Annotated in this window: 22 protein-coding genes; 3 read left to right on the top strand and 19 right to left on the bottom strand. The window is 36.1% G+C overall.

The annotated features are described in order from the left end of the window. Positions 1 to 3: 3 nt before the first annotated feature. The 7 genes from Q1K34_RS07745 to Q1K34_RS07715 form a co-directional block, all read right to left on the bottom strand. On the bottom strand, positions 4 to 675 hold the full coding sequence (locus Q1K34_RS07745) for a hypothetical protein (RefSeq protein WP_300436809.1): 672 nt from the start codon (positions 673 to 675) through the stop codon (positions 4 to 6). 36 nt (positions 676 to 711) lie between these two features. Next, the gene (locus tag Q1K34_RS07740; protein WP_300436807.1) at positions 712 to 1,470 is read right to left on the bottom strand and encodes an SDR family oxidoreductase; all 759 of its coding nucleotides are present in this window, start codon (positions 1,468 to 1,470) and stop codon (positions 712 to 714) included. Positions 1,471 to 1,548: 78 nt separating this feature from the next. Further along, positions 1,549 to 1,704 (bottom strand): lmo0937 family membrane protein, encoded by a 156-nt coding sequence (locus Q1K34_RS07735; protein WP_011710576.1) that lies wholly within the window; start codon positions 1,702 to 1,704, stop codon positions 1,549 to 1,551. Positions 1,705 to 1,841: 137 nt separating this feature from the next. Beyond that, complete coding sequence (locus Q1K34_RS07730) at positions 1,842 to 3,389, bottom strand: cryptochrome/photolyase family protein (protein ID WP_300436798.1); 1,548 nt, start codon at positions 3,387 to 3,389, stop codon at positions 1,842 to 1,844. Positions 3,390 to 3,605: 216 nt separating this feature from the next. Then, a complete protein-coding gene (locus Q1K34_RS07725; RefSeq protein WP_300436795.1) occupies positions 3,606 to 4,256 on the bottom strand; it encodes a flavin reductase in 651 nt (216 codons plus the stop codon). Positions 4,257 to 4,331: 75 nt separating this feature from the next. Then, the gene (locus tag Q1K34_RS07720; protein WP_300436792.1) at positions 4,332 to 4,577 is read right to left on the bottom strand and encodes a hypothetical protein; all 246 of its coding nucleotides are present in this window, start codon (positions 4,575 to 4,577) and stop codon (positions 4,332 to 4,334) included. 101 nt (positions 4,578 to 4,678) lie between these two features. Then, a complete protein-coding gene (locus Q1K34_RS07715) occupies positions 4,679 to 5,779 on the bottom strand; it encodes an alkene reductase (RefSeq protein WP_300436790.1) in 1,101 nt (366 codons plus the stop codon). Between the two features lie 197 nt (positions 5,780 to 5,976). On the opposite strand from Q1K34_RS07715, the gene Q1K34_RS07710 reads away from it, so the two are divergent. Continuing rightward, on the top strand, positions 5,977 to 7,320 hold the full coding sequence (locus Q1K34_RS07710; RefSeq protein ID WP_300436787.1) for an NAD(P)/FAD-dependent oxidoreductase: 1,344 nt from the start codon (positions 5,977 to 5,979) through the stop codon (positions 7,318 to 7,320). Positions 7,321 to 7,456: 136 nt separating this feature from the next. Here Q1K34_RS07710 and msrA read toward each other — a convergent pair whose 3' ends face one another. The 4 genes from msrA to Q1K34_RS07690 form a co-directional block, all read right to left on the bottom strand. Then, on the bottom strand, positions 7,457 to 8,116 hold the full coding sequence (gene msrA / locus Q1K34_RS07705) for a peptide-methionine (S)-S-oxide reductase MsrA (protein ID WP_300436784.1): 660 nt from the start codon (positions 8,114 to 8,116) through the stop codon (positions 7,457 to 7,459). A gap of 2 nt (positions 8,117 to 8,118) precedes the next feature. Next, positions 8,119 to 8,718 (bottom strand): hypothetical protein, encoded by a 600-nt coding sequence (locus tag Q1K34_RS07700; RefSeq protein WP_300436780.1) that lies wholly within the window; start codon positions 8,716 to 8,718, stop codon positions 8,119 to 8,121. A 183-nt stretch (positions 8,719 to 8,901) separates the two neighbouring features. Then, complete coding sequence (locus Q1K34_RS07695; protein WP_300436778.1) at positions 8,902 to 9,681, bottom strand: C4-type zinc ribbon domain-containing protein; 780 nt, start codon at positions 9,679 to 9,681, stop codon at positions 8,902 to 8,904. 1 nt (position 9,682) lies between these two features. Beyond that, positions 9,683 to 10,777, bottom strand: coding sequence for a Nif3-like dinuclear metal center hexameric protein (locus Q1K34_RS07690; protein ID WP_300436776.1), 1,095 nt, complete (start codon positions 10,775 to 10,777; stop codon positions 9,683 to 9,685). A 116-nt stretch (positions 10,778 to 10,893) separates the two neighbouring features. On the opposite strand from Q1K34_RS07690, the gene lpxK reads away from it, so the two are divergent. Beyond that, positions 10,894 to 11,898 (top strand): tetraacyldisaccharide 4'-kinase, encoded by a 1,005-nt coding sequence (gene lpxK / locus Q1K34_RS07685; RefSeq protein ID WP_300436773.1) that lies wholly within the window; start codon positions 10,894 to 10,896, stop codon positions 11,896 to 11,898. Between the two features lie 105 nt (positions 11,899 to 12,003). Here lpxK and Q1K34_RS07680 read toward each other — a convergent pair whose 3' ends face one another. The 6 genes from Q1K34_RS07680 to Q1K34_RS07655 form a co-directional block, all read right to left on the bottom strand. Further along, entirely contained in the window at positions 12,004 to 14,235 is a 2,232-nt protein-coding gene (locus Q1K34_RS07680) for an ATP-binding protein (protein WP_300436771.1), read from the bottom strand. 41 nt (positions 14,236 to 14,276) lie between these two features. Then, complete coding sequence (gene gap / locus Q1K34_RS07675) at positions 14,277 to 15,284, bottom strand: type I glyceraldehyde-3-phosphate dehydrogenase (RefSeq protein ID WP_300436768.1); 1,008 nt, start codon at positions 15,282 to 15,284, stop codon at positions 14,277 to 14,279. Positions 15,285 to 15,291: 7 nt separating this feature from the next. After that, positions 15,292 to 16,173, bottom strand: a complete 882-nt coding sequence (gene lipA, locus Q1K34_RS07670; protein ID WP_300436765.1) for a lipoyl synthase — start codon at positions 16,171 to 16,173, stop codon at positions 15,292 to 15,294. 78 nt (positions 16,174 to 16,251) lie between these two features. Then, complete coding sequence (locus Q1K34_RS07665; protein WP_300436763.1) at positions 16,252 to 16,821, bottom strand: sigma-70 family RNA polymerase sigma factor; 570 nt, start codon at positions 16,819 to 16,821, stop codon at positions 16,252 to 16,254. Then, a complete protein-coding gene (locus Q1K34_RS07660; RefSeq protein WP_300436761.1) occupies positions 16,812 to 17,915 on the bottom strand; it encodes a glycosyltransferase in 1,104 nt (367 codons plus the stop codon). Before Q1K34_RS07660 ends, Q1K34_RS07665 begins: the two co-directional genes overlap by 10 nt. A gap of 5 nt (positions 17,916 to 17,920) precedes the next feature. Further along, positions 17,921 to 18,127: a membrane or secreted protein gene (locus Q1K34_RS07655; RefSeq protein WP_300436758.1), complete on the bottom strand. Its 207-nt coding sequence runs from the start codon at positions 18,125 to 18,127 to the stop codon at positions 17,921 to 17,923. A gap of 167 nt (positions 18,128 to 18,294) precedes the next feature. Here Q1K34_RS07655 and Q1K34_RS07650 point away from each other — a divergent pair, with 167 nt between their 5' ends. After that, on the top strand, positions 18,295 to 18,912 hold the full coding sequence (locus Q1K34_RS07650; RefSeq protein WP_300436755.1) for a fasciclin domain-containing protein: 618 nt from the start codon (positions 18,295 to 18,297) through the stop codon (positions 18,910 to 18,912). A 50-nt stretch (positions 18,913 to 18,962) separates the two neighbouring features. Here the strand turns inward: Q1K34_RS07650 and murB are convergent, their stop codons facing one another. Together murB and Q1K34_RS07640 are read right to left on the bottom strand one after the other, a co-directional pair. After that, positions 18,963 to 19,976, bottom strand: a complete 1,014-nt coding sequence (murB, locus tag Q1K34_RS07645) for a UDP-N-acetylmuramate dehydrogenase (protein WP_300436753.1) — start codon at positions 19,974 to 19,976, stop codon at positions 18,963 to 18,965. Beyond that, positions 19,976 to 21,172: a pyridoxal phosphate-dependent aminotransferase gene (locus tag Q1K34_RS07640; RefSeq protein ID WP_300436750.1), complete on the bottom strand. Its 1,197-nt coding sequence runs from the start codon at positions 21,170 to 21,172 to the stop codon at positions 19,976 to 19,978. Before Q1K34_RS07640 ends, murB begins: the two co-directional genes overlap by 1 nt. Positions 21,173 to 21,240: the final 68 nt, after the last annotated feature.

The raw sequence follows: 21,240 nt of genomic DNA, 5'->3' as shown, positions 1-21,240 counted from the left end.
CTATTATTCTACAGAAATATTAGTAAAATAAAGTTCAAAATTTCCATCTTCAGACTTATGCATTTTTGAAATTTTTAAGCCGTTGAAGTTTTCATAATCTTCCCAGGTAGTAGCCATCTCCCTGCCACCTCCAGCAGCTTTATATACCCATTCCTGAATCATAAAGTCATCATCAAAATATATATCATAGCTGTCTCCGGGAGTATAACCACCTTTTGATGGGAAACTAACGCTTAACATTTGCATTTCATCTCCGCTGATAGGTGCTTTTGCTGTTTTTGGTTCACTAAAATCTGCATTGGACCATTTTAACTGATAGGGAAAAAGTAACCAGTAAGAATCATTCACAAATCTTTGGTCTATATATTCTTTCTCTTTAGTAAGGCTGTCTTTTTTAGTATAACTCATTGTAGAGTCCTTTTCTGTAAGGCTGATTTTATTATTTTTAAGATCCCATGCCCAGCGCCTTTCTGAACGTAAAGTATCGTTTACTTTAACATTGAAAGTAAATTTTAGCATGCTTATACTGTCAAACTTCTCAAATCCATTTGCCATGGCAATTTTTTCATGGACTTTTAGATTGGGATCTTTGGCAATTTGTTCCTGTTCTTTTTTCTTATCATTACAGGAGATAAATAGGACTCCCATAAGTGCAACTAATAGTAATTTTTTCATTGATTTTGTTTTTTTAAAGATACTAAATAATGCGAATTATAAGGCATTAATGCTCATGCCGCCATCGGCTACCAAATTTTGTCCAGTAATAAATGACGATTTATTCATGGCTAAAAATGCAATGATAGCGGCTATTTCTTCTGCATCTGCCACTCGGTTTAATGGTGTACGTTTTAAAATAGATCCCATCTTTTCCTTGTTCTCAAGATATCCTTCTGTAAGAGGTGTCTTTGTAAACCATGGTGAAACCGAATTTACTCTTATTCCATCTCGGGCCCATTCAACCGCCAGGCTTCTTGATTGTTGTAATAAACCTGCTTTAGACATGGCATAAGGAGTTCCTGTGCCTACATCCTGAATAGCAGCTGAGGAAGCTATATTTATAATAGAAGCATTTCCTGAATTTTTTAAAAATGGATGTAATGCTCTGCTAATTTCAAAGGGAGCAATAAGGTTTATCTCCAGTACTTTCCGAAATTCTTCTTCGGAATAATCTTTAGCCATTTTCCTAATATTAATGCCAGCGTTATTCACTAAGATATCTAGCCTTTGCCATTTTTCTTCTATCCAATACCTTACTTTTTCTATATCGTCAGATTTTGCTGAATCTGCCACAAGTCCGGTAATCTTATAGCCCTTACTTTTTAATCCTTTTTCCAGTGTGACTATCTCTTTTTCGTTTCGAGCAGTAAAAAGTACTTCAGCATCCAACTTTAATAGTTCAATAACCGCAGCTTTTCCTATTCCTTTTGAGCCGCCCGTAACCAGTGCTTTTTTATCTTTTAGATTCCACATATTAACTTCTTTTGGTATTTTGAAAAAAGAAAAAACCCTTTGATTTCTCAAAGGGTTCTGTTCGGTTATTTTAAATATTTATAATCGTCTTCCAGTAAGCAGTTTATAAAGAATAAGGATAACGGCTAATACTATTAGAATATGAATAATGCTTCCCAGGTCTGGAAATGCAAAATATCCTACCAGCCATCCAATGACAAGTAAAACGATAATAAGCCAGATTAAATCTCTCATGTTAATTGATTTTAAGACAGGCACAAGGCTTGCCGTTAGTTAATATTTGTTAGTTAAATTGTTGATTAATTCCAATACTAATTTAGACAATTGATGAAGCGGTTATAAGGCATTTAACCTTGCTTTAACGTTAAGTACTAAAAATCAGAAGGGTTTTGAATTATTTTTCGAGCCCGTTTTCGCATTTTTTCCATTTCTTCTGAATCCTTTTTATCTAGTAGGCTGTACACCATTTTCATACGTTGATTATCTTTAAAATAGTTTTTTTTGGAATCTAAAAAATTCCAGTACAAACTGTTAAATGGACAGGCATCATCTCCGGTCTTTTTACTCACTTTATAATGGCAATTTTTACAATAGTTGCTCATTTTATTGATATAATTTCCGCTGGAAACATAGGGTTTTGTGGCAACAATTCCGCCATCTGCAAACTGACTCATTCCTCTGGTATTGGTAATTTCAACCCATTCTATAGCATCTATATAAATTCCCAGGTACCAGGCATCTACTTCATCTGGATGTGTTTCGGTAAGCAGGGCATAATTACCGGTGATCATCAATCTTTGTATATGATGGGCATAAGCATTTTCAAGACTATTTTTTATAGAATGATGCAGACAATTCATTTTTGTTTTCGCATCCCAGTAAAAATCTGGCAGAATATTCTGGTTTCTTATTTTATTTGATCTTTGATAGCCTGGCATTTTTTTCCAGTACACCCCTCGCATATATTCCCTCCAGCCCAAAATTTGCCTAACAAATCCTTCTACCTGTGAAATATCAATCTCCTCTTTATGATCATAATAATAATCTACCACAGAATTAATTACTTCTTTAGGGCTTAGCATCTTTATATTTAAACTGAAAGATAATCTGGAATGAAATAAGTAGACCTCTTTCGTATGCAGTGCATCCTGGTAATCTCCAAAATGTATTAAGAGGTTTTTACAGAAATAATTTAAAACCGAAAGGGAATCTTCCCTGGATGTGGGCCAGTTGAAATCCTTCTCCTGAACAGATCCCAAGGTTTTGATACCTTCTTTTTCTATTTCTTTCAGAATATTGGATACATCTTTTCTAAAACCCCGTTCATGAGGAATTTCTGGTTCTCCTTTCCATTTCTTTCGATTAGATTTGTCAAAATTCCATTTTCCTCCCTCCGGGTCTTTAGAATTCAGCATCAAAATACCGTGTTTCTTTCGCATGTTGCGATAGAAATACTCCATGGCCAATAGCTTCTTGCCTTCATAAAATTTAGCAAGCTCATCTCTTTGGGTGTAAAAATGTTCGGTATCATAAACTTCAGTTTTTATGCTCAAGTCTTTATATATCTTTTTTAACTGCTCATCCAGTCTGTATTCGTCTGGAAGCTGATATTCAAACTTTTCAAAATTATTTTCTGCAATTAGTTTTTTTATATTTTCATCGAGTTTCTGCGTATTCTGTGAATCATTTATATTAAGATAGATCACTTGATGGTTCCTTTGCTGTAAATAATCTGCAAAATTCCTCATAGCGCAAAAAAAACCGATTATTTTTTGAATATGATGAACCACATAATCTGTTTCCTGCCTCATTTCCATCATTACATATGTAGTATGATCCTGATCTTCCTTAAACCAGCTGTGTTGGTGGTTTAACTGGTCGCCTAAAATTAGTCTTAAGCTTTTTAATTTTTCAGCCATAAATCCTGATATTCGCTTTTTGGATCGTACAATTTTATAAGTAAGCCTATAGAAATATTGCTAAACCAAGTTAATCCGATTCTCATATTTATTTTTCCGGCACTGATAACAGCAAGGTTTTATTTCATTCCAGTTTTTCTCCTATTTTTTTGTCAGTTAAAAGGTCTTCTGTAAATTGGAAAAATCCTTCCCGGAAGATCTTCTTTCTTAATATTTTCATCCATTTCCTTTTTTGAAAAAGGATTTTACTTCCTCACCAGGTCTGGCGTAATGGAATCTATCCAGCAGGTTGGGTAGGGAGTAGCCATCTAATCCGTTCACTGCAACGGTTCCTGCATCATCAAGACGTAGCCATCCATCTGGCATTTGTATACCTTCGTCAAAATAAATATGTTCAATAGATGCGACAACAAGTAATGTGTTGTTTTCCTTTATTTCGTATTCATTTAGATATTTACAGCCTAATTTAATTTCCGACTGCTTAACATACGGGGCGTGAAAATCGTCCAGGTATTCTTCTGTTAGCCCGGTTTTGTGAAATTCTGAAATATTCTCATCATACTTGGCAGCAGTTTGATGTGCTTTCTCAATCATTTTCTCATGGATATGATTAACCGTAAAATAGGAAGTGTTTTTTATGTTTTCGTAAGTATTTCTGGCCACGCTAAGCGGTCGCGTTATAAATCCCAACATGGCGGGATTGCTGCCCATGTGAGTAACCGAGCTAAAAACAGCAACATTGGGATTTCCATTTTGAGATTTTGTCGCTATTAAATTGGCAGATTTATAGCCGGTACAGCTATTTATTAAATTCAAACGAAAAATCTTTTTCATTTGATCCATGTCATTGGAGCTAATATGCTTCATAAAAAAAGGTCAGTTTATTCGACTGACCTCAATTTATTGATTACTCGTTCAAAAGCCTGTTAATGTATTTTTAAATTAATCCTGATTCTCCATTTTATTGATTTCCATTTCATAATCTTCCATCGCTTCCCTTATCGCATCTATATTATCTGAAGCTTTCTGGTGGGCATCTTCCATAACTTTTTCAAGGTTTTTGTCGGGATGCTCAAATAAATCTGTGATCACATGATTAATTTTATCAATTATACTGCTCTGGGTATTCTTGATATCTTCAAGTTTATTCAAAGTAGACCTCATATGGTCTAATTTCGCCTGATCCATAATATATATTTTTAGTTAGTCTAATTTACCTTAAGCATTAGCTGGTCCAAAAATTCTTAACAGCTTTTAAAACAGCTTTATAAAAAAATTATGATACTTTATTATTCTTTATATGGGGGATAATCAATATATCCCTTCTTACCGGTTGTATAGAAAGTATCTTCATCATATTCAGCCAATGGCCATTTATTTTTAAATCGCTCTGGTAAATCGGGATTTGAAATAAACCATTTTGCATAAGATACCAGATCGGCATCGCCATCTTCAATTACTTTATTTCCAGATTCCCGATCGAATCCCGCATTGATCATTAAAGTTCCTTTATAGATCTTTCTATAATGTCTGGCAATTTCTGTTTCCAGGTAAGGAATTTCACTTACATCGGTAAAAGGTTCAGAGAGGTGGATATAAGCAAGATCATAGGCATTTAATTTTTCAATAATATAATCAAAAGTAGGAATACTTTCTTCACTTGCAGTGATTCCGAAAGACTTATGTAGGGAAGGATTAAACCTGCATCCAATTTGATTTTCTGGCCACACCTCGCTTACGGCTTCGAGAACATCAAAAAAGAAACGAGCTCGATTAGGTATATTTCCGCCATAATCGTCGGTCCTTATGTTTGCATTCTTATTGAAGAACTGGTGAAAGAGATATCCATTAGAAGAATGTATTTCTATTCCATCAAATCCAGCATCTTTCGCCATTTGCGCCGCATGCTTAAATTCCTGAATAGTTTCCTGTATTTCCTGAATACTCATTTCTTTAGGATCTACAGTTTTTTCAAAGCCTTCAGGGGTGTAAACCTTTTCATTGGGATTTATAGCGCTTGGAGCTAATGGTTTTTCTCCATTATGGAATTTTGGATGTGATATCCTTCCCACATGCCATAGTTGCATAAATATCTTACCGTCTTTTTCATGGACTGCTTCCGTTACTTTTTCCCAACCTTCAACCTGCTTTGCAGTATGGATGCCCGGTGTATTAACATAGCCAATTCCTCTTTCTGAAACCTGGGTACCCTCCGTGATAATTAACCCGGCTCCTGCACGTTGTTTGTAATACTCTACATGCAAATTTGTTGGAGCCTTGTCGGGATTATCTGCACGACTTCTGGTCATTGGAGCCATGACTATCCTGTTTTTAATGCTCAGATTGCCCAGCGTAAAAGCTTGTAACAAGGCCTGTGGTTTTGTATCCATACGTTGTTTTTTCTTAAAATTACCGGATATGATCCTTCTTCGCTGTTAATTATATTATAAATGAAATAAGGAATATAGTCTTATTGATTCCGGATGCCGGGCTGCCAGTTTCATATTAATTAAGTAATTTCGCAAATAGGAATAATTATAATCTTCGGCATTTATACCTCTACGGGGATTTATTTTCAAAGTAATTCATGCAAAAACAAAAAGATGTAGCAATTGTAGGATCTGGACTTGTTGGATCCTTACTCGCTATTTTCCTACGGAAACAGGGACATAAAGTTACAGTATTTGATCGTAGACCAGATGTGAGAAAAGTTCAGTTTTCCGGAAGGTCTATTAACCTTGCCATGTCTAACAGGGGTTGGAAAGCCTTACGTGAAGCAGGTATTGAGAAAGAAATAAGGATGCTTGCCCTGCCATTGGATAAAAGGGCGATGCATGTGGAAGGCCAGCCGGTCTATTTTCAGAAATACGGTGAGGAGGGTGAAGCTATTTATTCCATTTCAAGAGGAGTTCTTAATAGAAAGATGATCGATTTGGCTGAATCTGCCGGTGCTGAATTTCGTTTTGAAGAAAAGATCTGGGATGTAGACATGCAGGAAGCCAGGCTTTATACGGGTGAATCTGAAAAAAGCGTTTGGAAAGAATATACATTCGACTTGATCTTTGGGGCAGATGGAGCTTTTTCCAGGGTACGCCATAAAATGCAGCGCCAGAGCAGGTTTAACTATTCCCAGCATTTTATAGATGTTGGCTATAAAGAACTTACCATCCTGGCAAATGAGGATGGCTCTCATAAACTTGATAATTCTTCTTTTCATATTTGGCCCCGTGGAAAATTTATGCTCATAGCCATGCCCAATCTTAATGGTACCTTCACCTGTACTTTATTTATGCCATTTGAAGGAGAAGTTTCATTTGAAAGTATTAAAACGGAGCAGCAGGCAGATACGTTTTTTGAAAATTATTTCCCGGATATCAAGGATGAAATTTCAAATCTAAAGAAGGAATTTTTTAAAAACCCAACCAGTGCCATGGTGACAATTAAATGTTTTCCATGGTCTTATTTTGATAAGATCACGCTCGTGGGAGATTCTGCACACGCTATCGTTCCATTTTACGGGCAGGGGATGAATGCTGGTTTTGAAGATATTTCTGTGCTGAATCAAAAAATCAATAAATATGGAAATGACTGGCAGCAGATTTTCGAAGAATACCAAACTGAGCGCAAACCTAATGCCGATGCGATCGCTGAATTAAGCTATCGCAATTTTGTAGAGATGAGCAGTAAAACTGCCGATCCCTTATTTTTATTAAGAAAAAAAATTGAAAAGAAATTTGCCCAGAATCATCCAGATCTTTGGGCACCGCTTTATTCCCGGGTTACATTTTCAGATAAGGCCTATGCCGAAGCTTTGAAAATAGGGGATTACCAGAGAAGGGTGATGGATGAGGTTATGAAAATTCCGCAAATTGAAGAGAAGTGGGATAGTAAAGAAATAGAAAATAAGATTATTGAACTTATTCGAAAATAAATAGAGGCTGTCTAAAAAGTCTTAAGATCGTCATCCTGTTAAATTATTTCAGGATCTTAATTAATTGAAAAATCATCAATAAGAAGTTGAAACGAGTCCAGCTTAACGGAATAAGGATTTTTAGACAGCCTTATTTTTAATGCACTTCTTCCTTAAGTATTTCAGGAAATTTTTCTTTGAATCTATTTAGTCTTGGAATGGATACTTTCTGGATGTAAGGGTTGCGAGGATTCTTTTTTTCATAGTTCTGATGATAATCTTCAGCCAGCCAAAATTTTTGGAATGGTAAAATTTCAGCAGCTATAGGTTCATTATAGTTCTGTGCAACTTTAGCCTTAACCTCTTCAATGATCTTTTTTTGCTCTGCATTTTGATAAAATATGATAGAGCGGTATTGTGAGCCTCTGTCAGGTCCCTGGCCATTTACCTGTGTTGGGTCCTGTGAACCGAAATAAACCTCTACTAATGTTTTAAAACTTACCACTTCCGGGTCATAGATAACTTCAACCGCTTCAGCATGCCCGGTTTTTCCCGTATTACTTTCTTCATAGGTAGGATTTTTGGTGTGACCGCCTGCATATCCAGAGATAGCTTCGTCTACACCTTCAACACTTTCATAGATAGCTTCTACACACCAAAAACAGCCACTGGCAAAATAAGCTTTTTCCATTCCATTTTCCGCTGAAACGCTTACTGGCTCGGCATTGGCAATTTCAGGTTTGGTGACATTGTTGTTAGTTTGATTTCCACAAGCCAAAACTACCAGGCTAAGAAAATTAAATATTAAAAATTTCATAGTTATTTCTTTTTATAAGTTCCTTCAAGGGTCTTTTTTCCGTATAGAGCGTAATCAATGGCTATTTCCCCATCAATAGAAAAACCTTTCCAATCGAGTTTTACGCCGTTGGCAGTAGGACTTAATACAGCAATGGGCGTACCAGTTTCAAAATCATCCCAGGGAATTTTAGAATCAGTATTCCCAGCAGATTTTCCTGAATAGTATATGTTGATGTTATTTCCACGCTGCTCAAATCGTCCTTTAATAAATAAATTATCTTTAGTAAGGCAGAGATCGGAAGTTGCGTTAAGCTTCACATCAATACAATAACAATTACAGTTAGTGTCTGCCAGATGCTCGGTATTTATATACACCCCGGCTGAAATGGGGTTTGAAGATTTTTCATTGTTACCTTCAGAAGTAGGTTTTTTATCTAAATCTCTTTCAGTATCTGAATTATTTTGCTGTATAGGTTGGTCTTGTGCCGAAGTTCCAATGTCATCTTTATATTGTATGGAATCGTTTTGAATTGAATTGCTTTCGGTTTTTTTATTTTTAGTAGAATCATTACAGGATGTAAAACAAAAGAATAAACACAAAACAATTATTGCAGTTCTCATAATAAACAAATTGGGTTCCTTAAAGATAGCGTATATATTGAAGTTTATTGTGAAATACATGTTAATGCAACGAAAGGGAAAGACTTTTTGACATAAAAAACTGCCTGAAAAATTTTTGCTTCAGATCTAAAAGATCCTACTATTATTTCTCAGGCAGTCTGTAATTTTAAAAGATGTTCAAGTTTAGAACTTTTTGAACATCCCTTCCATTTTTTCCTGTTCTTCTTTTGCAAGCTCCTCATCTACAAGGATCCTTCCACTGTGCTCATCTGTAATGATCTTTTTTCTACCGGCAATTTCCATGATCACCTGTGGTGGAATTGTAAAGAAAGAACCTCCGGAAGCTCCACGCTCTACCGGTACAACCGCCAGACCGTTCTTAACATTACTTCTAATTCTTTTATAAGCGGTAACGAGCCTGTCTTCGATGTTTTTCTCATATTCCTGAGATTTATCGATTAAGGCCTGCTCTTCTTTCTCAGTTTCCTTAAGGATCTCGTCCAGCTCACTTTTTTTATGCTTAAGATGCTCCTTACGTTCAGAAAGTTTTTCTTTTGTCTGGCTTATCACCTCTTTCTTCTGTTCGATCTTAGCCTTATATTCCTTAATATGCTTCTCTGCAAGTTCTATTTCGAGTTCCTGAAATTCAACTTCTTTGCTTAAAGCGTTAAATTCCCTGTTGTTACGAACATTTTTTTGCTGTTCAGAATATTTTTTGATGGTAGTCTTAGACTCCTCGATCTGGTTTTTCTTGTTCTTGATGTCGTTATCAATAACCTCTATATCCGCATCCAGTTTCTCCAGGCGCCTGTTTAAACCTGCTACTTCATCTTCCAGATCTTCTACTTCCAGAGGTAATTCACCGCGTACGTTTCTAATCTCATCAATTCGCGAATCCACCAACTGAAGATCGTACAGTGATCTCAACTTGTCTTCTACAGTAACATCGTTTTTTTTCGCCATATTATAAATAATGTATTGGATTGGTATTTGTATCTGCTAAAATAAGTGCAAAACTACTAATTTTTTCGCTAAGAAAAGAATATAGTAAATTTTTTGTAAACTGTTCGCTTTCGTAGTGGCCAATATCTGCCAGCACCAGATTTTCCTCGGCTTTAAAGAAATCATGATATTTGAGATCTGCTGTTATAAAAATATCTGCCCCTGCGGCCTTTGCATTTTCAATAGCAAAAGCACCGCTTCCTCCAAGCACCGCAACTTTTTTAAGGGGTTTTTGCAATAATTTTGAATGTCTAACGCAACCAGCTTTAAAAGTAGATTTTAAATGCTTCAAAAATGGCTCTTCATCTACCTCGTTCTCAAGCTCGCCTATCATACCCATTCCCAGATGCTGATTTTTATTTTCAAGGGTATGGATTTCAAGGGCTACTTCTTCATAGGGATGTGCTTCAAAAAGAGCCTTTAAAATTTGACTTTCCAAATGGGATTTAAAAGTCACCCCAATTTGAATTTCCTCTTCAAAATGCACTTTTCCTTTTTCGCCAATAACAGGCTTAGAATCCTCATTACCTTTAAAACTGCCCTTTCCCGAAATATTAAAGCTGCAATTATCATAATTCCCTATATTGCCAGCTCCAGCCTCAAATAAGGATTCTCTTACTTTTTCTGAATCCTGGACGGGAACAAATGTGGTGAGCTTTTTAATGGAATCTTTCCTTGGGATTAAGATTTTTCTATTAATTAGTCCTAATTTTTCGGCAATCATGTCATTCACTCCTTTATACTGGTTGTCCAGCGCAGTATGAATCGCGTAGATGGCGATATCATTTTTTATCGCTTTTAGTACTGTTCTTTCCACATAATTTCTGCCGGTCAATTTTTTTAAACCTGAAAATATTATTGGATGAAAGCTGATGATCAAATTGCAATCTTTTGAAATAGCTTCGTCTACAGTAGCTTCCAGCGTATCCAGCGTGATTAAGGCTCCTCTGACTTTGGCGGAAGAATCGCCCACCAGCAATCCTACATTATCAAAATCTTCTGCATAACCGGTGGGCGCAAAATCCTCGATAAGCTTAATTACCTCTTTTATAATCATAATTTAATATTTTAGCTTCCAATTGGTTCCTGAACAAGCAGTATGAAGAAAAATTTTCCAGTTTCAAAATAGTTTTGCGATTAACCATCAAATATAAATATTATAGATAGCCTTACATGCCGAATCTTAGAAAATTACTTTATCCTTTTTCAGTAGCCTATCATGGTGTTACCGGGTTTCGGAACCTGCTTTTTGATCTGAATATACTTAATTCTGAATCTTTTGGTACTCCCGTGATTTGTGTTGGGAATTTGAATACAGGTGGAACGGGTAAATCACCTATGATCGAGTATCTTTTGGATATTCTTCATAAAGAGTTTAAAATAGCCACATTAAGCCGGGGTTATAAAAGAAAAAGTAAAGGATTTAGAATAGTTGAAGTAAAAGATTCTGCAGCTGAAACTGGCGATGAGCCATTACAATTCAAGAACAAATTTACAAAAAGTATTGTAGCGGTAGATACCAATAGAAGGGAAGGCATTAAAGAGCTTAGAAAACACTCTCCGGATGTGATATTGCTGGATGATGCTTTTCAGCATAGAAAGGTGAAAGCCGGATTTTATATGTTGCTTACAGCTTATGGAGATCTTTATGTGAATGATTTACTGCTTCCGGGAGGGAATTTAAGGGAATCGGCTTCAGGCGCTTGCAGGGCAAATGTTATCGTAGTTACAAAGTGTCCTGAAGATATTTCAGGTGAAGAAATGGAAGAGATCAGAAATGCTTTGAATCCATTGCCTCATCAGAAAGTATTCTTTACATCCATAGGATATGCAGATAAAATTTTTTCAGCAGCAGAAAGTTTAAAACTGCAAAATATCGACTCAGAAGAATTTAGCCTGGTCACAGGAATTGCAAATCCCAAACCTCTAATAGAGTATTTAAAATCAAAGCATATTGAGCCGGATCATTTTAGATACCGAGACCATCATAATTTCTCTAATAAGGAAATAAGGGAGTTACAGAAGCTTTCTGCAATAATTACCACAGAGAAGGATTATATGAGATTAAAAGATAAACTGAAATTAGGAAGGTTGTTTTACCTTCCTATTCAGGTTAATTTTTTAAAAGACCAGGAGGATTTTAATTCGGAAATCCTCAATTTTATAAAACAAAAATGAGGTGTAAAAACACCCCATTTTATTTTTGGCTAATTCAAACTATATATTTCTTTCTGTCTATATAATTCTACTGCCTAATTAATTGCAAAGCCTGTGCCAAAGAGTCTAAACCGTTGTTTCTCTGGAGGCTAGATATTTGTTGATTTTATGGAAGAACTCTTCCGTTTTATAGGGCTTGGGAATTATATCGTTAAAACCATTCAGGTAAAATTCATCAAGGTTATCGTCCAGTGTCACTGCTGTTAAAGCAATAATAGGAATTTCTGTATCAAATTTCCTAATTTCTATAGTTGCTTCAATCCCGCTGATTCCCGGCATATGTATATCCATAAGGATTAAATCGAAATCGTTATTCTGAACTTTCTCAATGGCGATACTCCCATTATCTGCCACATCACAGATAACTTTATTCTTTTCAAGGATTTTTCGCGTGATCATTTGGTTGATCTTGTTGTCCTCTACCACAAGGATACGTTTATTTTCCATAATCTCATTGGTAAGTTCTGGTTCTTCAGCCTCAACCGGAGCTACGGTATTTTTAATTTCTGCTTCTGGAGCTTCAAAATCCAGGTTGAAAGTAAACTTAGAACCTTCTCCCAATTCACTCTCCAGTTCAATCTCGCTATTTAGAAGGCTTAGAAGGTTCTTAACAATGGAAAGACCTAATCCTGTTCCACCAAATTTCCTGTTTATCTGCGTGGATCCCTGAGTGAAATTCTCGAATATCGCTTTCTGTTTTTCTTTTCCTATTCCCTCACCATTGTCCTTAATTTCGAAAAGCAACGAAACTTTTTTATCTTTTTGCGCGGTTTGTTTAACGGAAATCCAGATATCCCCATTTTCAGTAAATTTGATAGAATTTCCCAGAAGGTTGATAAGTATCTGTGATATTTTTAAAGGATCACCGATAAGTTTTTTAGGGATCTTCTTATCAAAATCGAAATGGATTTTGGTATTTTTTTCGTCTGCAGAATTTTTTAAGGCAATAAGCACATCAGACATTCTTTTTTTCAGATCAAAATCAGATTTTACGATCTCTACCTTGTTTGCTTCCAGTTTATTGAGATCCAAAATATTATTGATAAGGGATAATAAGTATTCTCCAGAAAACTTTAAAGAATTAAGGTGTTCTTTCTGACTTTCTGTAGGACTCTCTTCTAAAAGGAGATGTGTTAAACCGGTCACGGCATATAAAGGCGTTCTTAATTCGTGGGTTATGGTAGTTAGAAATTGGACTTTGGCTAAAGAAGCTTTTTCTGCATTTTCCTTAGCCAAGGTTAATTCAGAATTTTTCTTTTGAAGCAATTCATTGGCACGTGCCCGTAAATTATTATTCTTATAAAGAGATAAGGTCAACAAAGAGAGGATTGTAATTAATGCTACACTTAAGATAGTAGTGAGTTTGTTAACCTTTAAGGTCTTTTCCTGCTCAGCGTTTCTCACGGTTAGCTCATCTAAGGTACTTTTTAATGCATCTACACCTTCTCTTTCGTTAACTTCAGATTGAAGTGCTTCTTTATTTAAATTGAATATATATTCACGCACTTCATCCCTTTTCTGTAAGTAATCGAGGGCTGCTTGAGGATTGTTTTGATCTTCAGTAATTTCACTAAGAATACCATAGCTATACATTGTCATGCCGGTATAACCGCCCTGCTGGGCAATTTTTAAAGAGGCCAAAGCAGCAGTTTCGGCTTTTTGTAGATCACCTTTGTGTGAATAAGCCCTGGCTAAGAAATAGTTAAGCCGGGAAAGTTCATAGGGATTGGTGCTATCCTGTAGATATATTTCGGCATTATTTAATTCAGATAATGCTCTGTCATAAGTGTTTTCGTTTTGTAAGTATATTACGGCCTTATTTAGGGATACTATACCAAGCTGTTCACTGTTTTCTTCAGCTTCGTAATATGTTTTGGCCAGATCCAGATAATTTAAGGCCCGGTTCCTTTCTCCTTTAGAATTTAGAATTTTAGAGTACAGAACATAGGAATATGCTAAACCTTGTTTATCATCAATTTTTCGTTGTATGGAGATGGCCCTTTCTAACTGGGTAATCCCTTTGTCGTATTCATGCCGCACTTGATACATTCTTGCCAGTATGCTACTGGTAAGAGCAATATAGCGTTCGTGATCTATTTCTGTGGCATATTCTAAAGATCTATTTAACTGTTCCTGTGCTTTATCAAATTCCATCATATCGATAGAATTTTCTGCTTCGGTAAGTAACACCTTTATTTGTTCAGGTTTAGGCTTGGAATACTCCTGCGGCGAAGATTCCTGAAAACCAAAGGCAATAAGACTCCAAAATAATAAGGCAATAAGCTTTATATTTTTCATTCGGGAAAATAGCTAGAAGCTGTTAATGTCGTTAAATATAGCTATTTATCGTTAATGAGTGAAATTAAATCGATAAGACGATTAGAATATCCAATTTCGTTGTCGTACCAACCAATCAATTTCACAAGTTTTTTTCCTATTACCGAAGTCATTTGCGCATCAAAAATACAACTAGCACTGCGGTCTAAAATATCAATAGAGACTATGGGATCTTCTGTATATTCAATAATTCCTTTGAAAGTTCCAAGGGATGCTTCTTTAAATAAAGAGTTCACTTCTTCAATAGAAGTTTCTTTCTCTACATTTAAAGTCATATCGGTCAAAGATCCATTTGGTACCGGTACTCTTATTCCGCAGCCACCAATAACGTCACTTAGATCTGGGAAAATACCGGTTAAAGCCTTCGCTGCGCCGGTAGTTGTTGGAATTATAGATTGAGCGGCAGCCCGGCTTCGCCTAAGGTCTCTGTGGGGTTTGTCATGTAAACTTTGGTCTGAAGTATAGGAGTGTACAGTGGTAATATACGCCTGGGTTACTTCTAAATGATCATGGATCACCTTTAGCATGGGTGCAGCATTATTCGTAGTACAGGAGGCATTGGAGATTATTTTTTCTGAACCATCCAAAATATGTTCGTTCACGCCTAAAACAACCATTTTAATATGATCATCCTGCGGAGGTACAGATAATATAACTTTTTTCACCCCTTTCTTTAAATGTCCTTCCAAGGTGTCTTCAGTTTTGAATTGTCCCGAAGCTTCCACAACAACATCAACTTTATAGTTTTCCCAGGGAATTTCAGAAGGTGTTTTATAGTTTAATAATGGGGTAGTTTTACCATCTATTACAATTCCTTCTTCTGAATATGAAATATTCTCCTGCAACCTGCCATGTATGCTATCGTATTTTAAAAGATGAGAAAGGCTTTGGGCATTATGTATGTCATTTATAGCAACAACATTAATTCTGGGATGTTCCAGAAGAATTCTGAATAAATTTCTTCCAATCCTGCCAAAACCATTGATGGCAATATTAATAGGTTTAGCCATTGACTGACTAATTAATGTGTTTTTGCGCTTTGTAAGAAGATCTAACCAGCGCGCTACTTTCTACATGTCTAAATCCTAATTCAAGACCAATTTGCTCATATTTTTTAAATTGATCTGGCGTAATAAACTGTTTTACAGGTAAGTGTTTTTTACTCGGCTGTAGATATTGGCCAATAGTGACCACATCTACTCCAGCTTCACGAAGATCTTTTAGCGTTTGGATCACTTCTTCTTCCTGTTCACCAAGGCCTAACATAATACCAGATTTGGTTCTTCTAATACCATTATCTTTTAAATATTTAAGCACGGCCAGACTTCTGTCATATTTCGCCTGAATTCTAACTTCACGTGTTAGTCTTCGAACGGTTTCCATATTATGAGAAACAACCTCTGGAGCCACCTCAATAATACGATCTATATTTCTTTCATTTCCCTGAAAATCTGGAATCAAAGTTTCCAAAGTGGTTTCAGGATTCATCCTTCTAATGGCTTTTACAGTTTCAGCCCAGATAATAGATCCCATATCTTTTAGGTCATCACGATCTACACTGGTTACCACGGCATGCTTTATTTGCATAAGTTTTATAGATCTGGCAACCTTTTCTGGCTCATCCCAATCTACCGTTTCCGGTCTTCCGGTTTTCACACCACAGAATCCGCAGGATCTGGTACAAACATTTCCCAGGATCATAAAAGTAGCCGTTCCTTCACTCCAGCATTCGCCCATATTGGGGCAACTACCTGAAGTACAGATAGTATGAAGGTCATACTTGTCAACTAGGCTTCTTAATTCAGTATATTTTTTTCCGGTAGGAAGTTTAACACGAAGCCATTTTGGTTTTGGCTTTCTTTCTGTTTTTGATTTTACGGGCGCAACGTCTGTATTCATAGCAAAAATCTAGAGGTTCAAAGATACAATAATAAGCTGAACTGCATAAATTAGACTCACCAGGATTTAATTCCTTACTTAAGTATTTCTGGATTCAATAATCTCAGCTAATAACTTTTTGGCTCTAAGCAATTTAACCTTAACATTGTTCATAGGTTCATTAAGGCTGTTCGCTATCTCCTTATAGGATTTTTCCTGGAAAAACCGAAGGTTGATCACTTCCTGATAATGCGGTTTTAACTGCTTGATATCTGCGAGCAACTGTTCCAGGTTTTGCTCTTTGATAAGTTTATCTTCAATCCCAGGAGTTTCATCTACTATTTCGTAAACCCGCTCCTCATCATGTACAGAGGTCCTGGAGGTGATGGAAGAATTTCTTTTTCGAACCTGGTCTATGTGAATATTTTTAGAGATCGCAATAAGCCAGGTGGTAAAAGAGTACTTTTCATCAAAAGTGTCTATTTTATTAAAAGCCTTTGAAAAAGTTTGTATAGTAATATCTTCAGACTCATATTCATTCCTGGTTTTTTTTAACTGAAATCCATATACATCATTCCAGTATTTATCAAGCAGGTAATTGAAGGCAGACTGACTTCCGCCCTTTGCTTCCCTGATTTTTTTAAGAAGTTGTTCCGGATTTATTTCCAATATTTTGGTTTTGAAATGAGGTTGGAGATAAAGATAACCATTTGAAAGAAAATTAGAAATACATCGAAAAATGGGAAAAGCCAGACCACATCTGTCTCATTTAGTTTTTGTGCTGCTTTTAAATAGATGAATGCTTCTGTAATTAATTTGATTCCCAATATACTCAACACTATTTCAGGATAGATCTGAAAAATTAAAAGTCCTGCCAGCAATAACCAGAAAATAAGCCGGAATATATAAAAGGCGCCTAATAGAACTTTATGTTTTGTCTTATAATTTCCTGCAATAGAGACATGTCTTTTCTTCTGCTGAAACCATTCCGAAAAATTAGTTTTGGGAACACTTCTTGTGAAGGAATCCGGGTGAATAGAGATGGTTGTATTATCTGCCGTAGCCGCTTCATTTACAAAAAGATCATCATCGCCAGATCTTAGATGCAGATGACTGGCAAAACCTTTTAATTCATAAAATAGGGTAGAGGTATAAGCCAGATTTCTTCCAACGCCCATAAAAGGAGAACCTAAACGGGCATAAGAAAAATACTGAATGGCGGTAAGCAGGGTCTCGAATCTTATAAGTTTATTAAGCAAGGATCCTGAATGCTGAAAATAGCCGCCATAACCTAAAACTATAGTATTTCCCGATTGGAAGTTCCTGGACATTTCCCTGATCCAGTTCTTTGATTGGGGGGCACAATCGGCATCGGTAAATAAAAGGTGTTTGTTCTTTGCTTTTTTAATGCCGAGGGTAAGGGCATATTTTTTATTAGCCCAGAAAGCTTCATTATTCTGAACATCCACAATCTGAATTCTGGGATCTATTTTTTGGAATTCTTCGATTACTTCTAAAGTGTTGTCTGAAGAAGCATCGTTTATTACAATAATCTCAAAATTGGAATAATCCTGTTCTATGATAGATGGCAGGAAATTTTTTAAATTCTCTTCTTCATTCTTAGCGCAGATAATTACTGAAACAGGTACTTCTGGATGTAATTTGCTGTTTACGCCAGTAGTTGCAAACGAAAAAAAAGATATAAAATATATTAGATTGATCAGACTTACAAAAATGAAAAACCCAAGTAAAAATGTTGCCATTCAGTCTATTTGGTCTTGGGAGTATCTGAACAATTTTCTATTTCATCAGGCAATTTACCGCAAAAACTACAGGGTTCTCCAGATTTATTCAGGTAAGGATTTTGGCTTGCGCAGGTTCCGGCAAATTTACCTTCCTTCTTTCCCCAAATTTTTATCGCAATTCCGGCAAAAGCAAGACCAAGCAAAACGATACTGATTATAAATAATTTCATATCTAAAAAGATTCTGATGCAAAAATAACAATAAAATAAAGCTTCTGAAAATCCAGATCATCATTAATATAACCTTTACACTATTTAACTAAATTTTAATCGCAAGTGTGGTTATAACTGTCTTTTACACAATATCTTGCACTGTTAATCACAGAAAAACTACAATTATGAAATTTAAAATGTTATTTACCGTTCTGACTCTTTCAGCTCTTGTCTTTACTTCATGTGAAGATAATAAGAAGAAAGAACAGGAAGAGAAAGAACGTATGGAACAAATGGAGGCCGAAAGGGAGGCTGTAATGCAGGCCGAACAGGAACGAATGGAAATGGAATCCAATAGTATTGCGGCAAAAGCGATGGAAACAGATACCCTTAGTACTTTAGCTGGTGCTTTGCAAACTGCTCAGATGGACGAGCTGCTTACAGTAGGTGAAGGGCCTTATACTGTTTTTGCTCCTACTAATGCTGCTTTTGATAAAGTAGATAAGGCAACACTTGATAATTTGATGAAAGAGGAAAATCATTCTAAATTGGGAGATTTATTAGAATATCATGTGGTAGAAGATGAGATTACCTCTCAGGAACTGGTGCAGATGATCAACGATAATGATGGACAATACACGATCGCTACACTAAACGGAGCGGAACTTACCGCATCTTTGGAAGGTGAAAATGTTATTCTTACAGATGAAGCTGGTAATAAGGCTACTGTAGTACAGGCTGATGTGGACGCTTCAAACGGAATAGTACATATTATTGATACGGTAGTAATGACGAAAGCATAATAATATTTAAGCTTATTAATAAAAGAGGATCCAGTTTCTGGATCCTCTTTTTATATAATATTTACTTCTGCTTCAAGATCAATATCAAATTGAGCTTTTATCTTTTCCTGGATTTGCCTTGCAAGGGCTAAAATTTCGGCACCCGTGGCTAATCCATAATTCACCAGAACGAGCGCCTGATTCACATGAACACCGGCATCTCCATCTCTATATCCTTTAAAACCTGCCTTATCAATTAACCATCCTGCAGGGACTTTTATCTTTTCTTCCGATACTTCATAGGAAGGGATTTCAGGAAATTTTTCTTTTAGCTTGGCAAATTGATCTTTTCCGATTATAGGATTTTTAAAAAAACTTCCGCTGTTTCCAATTTCTTCTGGATCTGGAAGCTTTGATTTTCTTATTGCTATTACTGCATTCGAGATGTCCTGTATACTGGGGGAGCTTATGTTATCTTTCTCTAATTCAGCTTGAATAGCACCGTACTCCGTTTTTAATAGATGATTTTTTTTTGTTAACCTGAATTTTACAGAAGTGATTATATATTGCCCTTTGAGCTTATTTTTAAAGACTGAATTGCGATAGGAGAACTCACAATCTTTTAGCGTAAACTCCCGTTGTTCTAAGGTTTGAACATTCATAGCATTACAGCTAACAAAAGTATCTTTCAACTCAACTCCATAAGCCCCTATATTTTGAATTGGCGCAGTACCAACATTTCCTGGGATTAGCGAAAGATTTTCGAGTCCGCCGTAATTATTCTTTAAAGTCCATAGAACCAATTCATGCCAGTTCTCACCAGCGGAAACCTCAATAGTAACCTCATTCTCGGTCTCAGAAATGATTTTTTTACCTTTCAGGGCGATATGAAGTACTGTTTTATGAATATCTCCTGTGAGCAGCATATTACTTCCGCCTCCAAGGATAAATAATTCTGAAGCATAATTTTTCCGCAGTAAATTTCTAAGATCATCAATATTCTCAATAGAAATAAACTTATCTGCCCTAACATCGATGCCAAAGCTATTATGATCTTTTAGGGAGAAATTTCGCAGAATTTGCATTAAGACTGCTTGTTATATTGTTTTAAAGCTTTTTCAAGAATATTGATAGCGCGTTCAAGATTCTCCTTTTTTAAAACATAAGCTATTCTCACCTGGTTTTTTCCTGTGTTTGGTGTAGAATAAAAACCTGCAGCAGGGGCAACCATGACCGTTTCATTATCGTCTTCAAAATCTTCTAAAAGCCATTTTGCAAAATCATCTGCATCTTCAACAGGTAGTTCAGCGATACAGTAAAATGCACCTTTTGGTTTGGCAACTTTTACACCTTCAATCTTTTCAAGGCCGTTTACAAGAAGATCTCTTCGATAAGTGTATTGTTCAATCACATCGTCAAAATATGATTGCGGAGTATCTAAAGCAGCCTCACTGGCAATTTGTGCAAAAGTTGGCGGACTTAATCTTGCCTGGGCAAATTTCATGGCCGTAGCAATTACTTCTTTATTTTTTGAAACCAGACAGCCTATTCTGGCTCCACACATGCTGTAGCGCTTGGAAACTGAATCTACCATAATAGCATTTTCAGCAAGCTCTGGAATGCTCATGATGGAGTGATGTTCAGCTCCTTCGTAAGCAAATTCGCGATATACTTCGTCTGAAACCACAAAAAGGTCATGTTCTAAAGCAAGATCGGCAATTTGTTGCACCTCTTCTTTGGTATAAAGGTATCCCGTTGGATTTCCGGGGTTGCAAAGAACAATAGCTTTTGTTTTATCGGAAATTAATTTTTCAAATTCTGAAATAGGGGGCAATGCAAAATTATTCTCAATACTGGCTTCGATAGGTCTTATTTTTACTCCTGAAGCTGTAGCGAATCCGTTGTAATTGGCATAAAATGGTTCCGGGATAATTATTTCGTCACCGGGATCTGTAATACTACCCATGGCAAAAAGCAGGGCTTCAGAACCACCGGTAGTAATAATGATGTCTTCTGCATTAACAGGAAGGGCAGTTTTTTGGTAATAGCCTGCTAATTTTTTACGGTAACTTTCGAAACCAGCAGAATGGCTGTAAGAAAGTACTTCAATATCATGTTTTCTTACGGCATCTAAAGCAACTTCGGGAGTTTTAATATCGGGTTGACCAATATTGAGTTGATATATTTTTCTTCCTTTTTTAGTTGCTGCTTCGGCAAAAGGAACCAATTTTCTTATCGGGGATTCAGGCATTTCCAGCCCTTTGGTAGAAATCTTAGGCATAGCTTATAATTTGTGCGGTGCAAAATTGCAAAATTAATATATTAATCAATAATAATCTTAGGGTAATT

The sequence above is a fragment of the Christiangramia sp. genome, assembly GCF_029937855.1.
In the GTDB taxonomy this organism is placed as follows: Bacteria; Bacteroidota; Bacteroidia; order Flavobacteriales; family Flavobacteriaceae; genus Christiangramia.
This window is presented reverse-complemented; position numbering and strand designations above follow the sequence as displayed.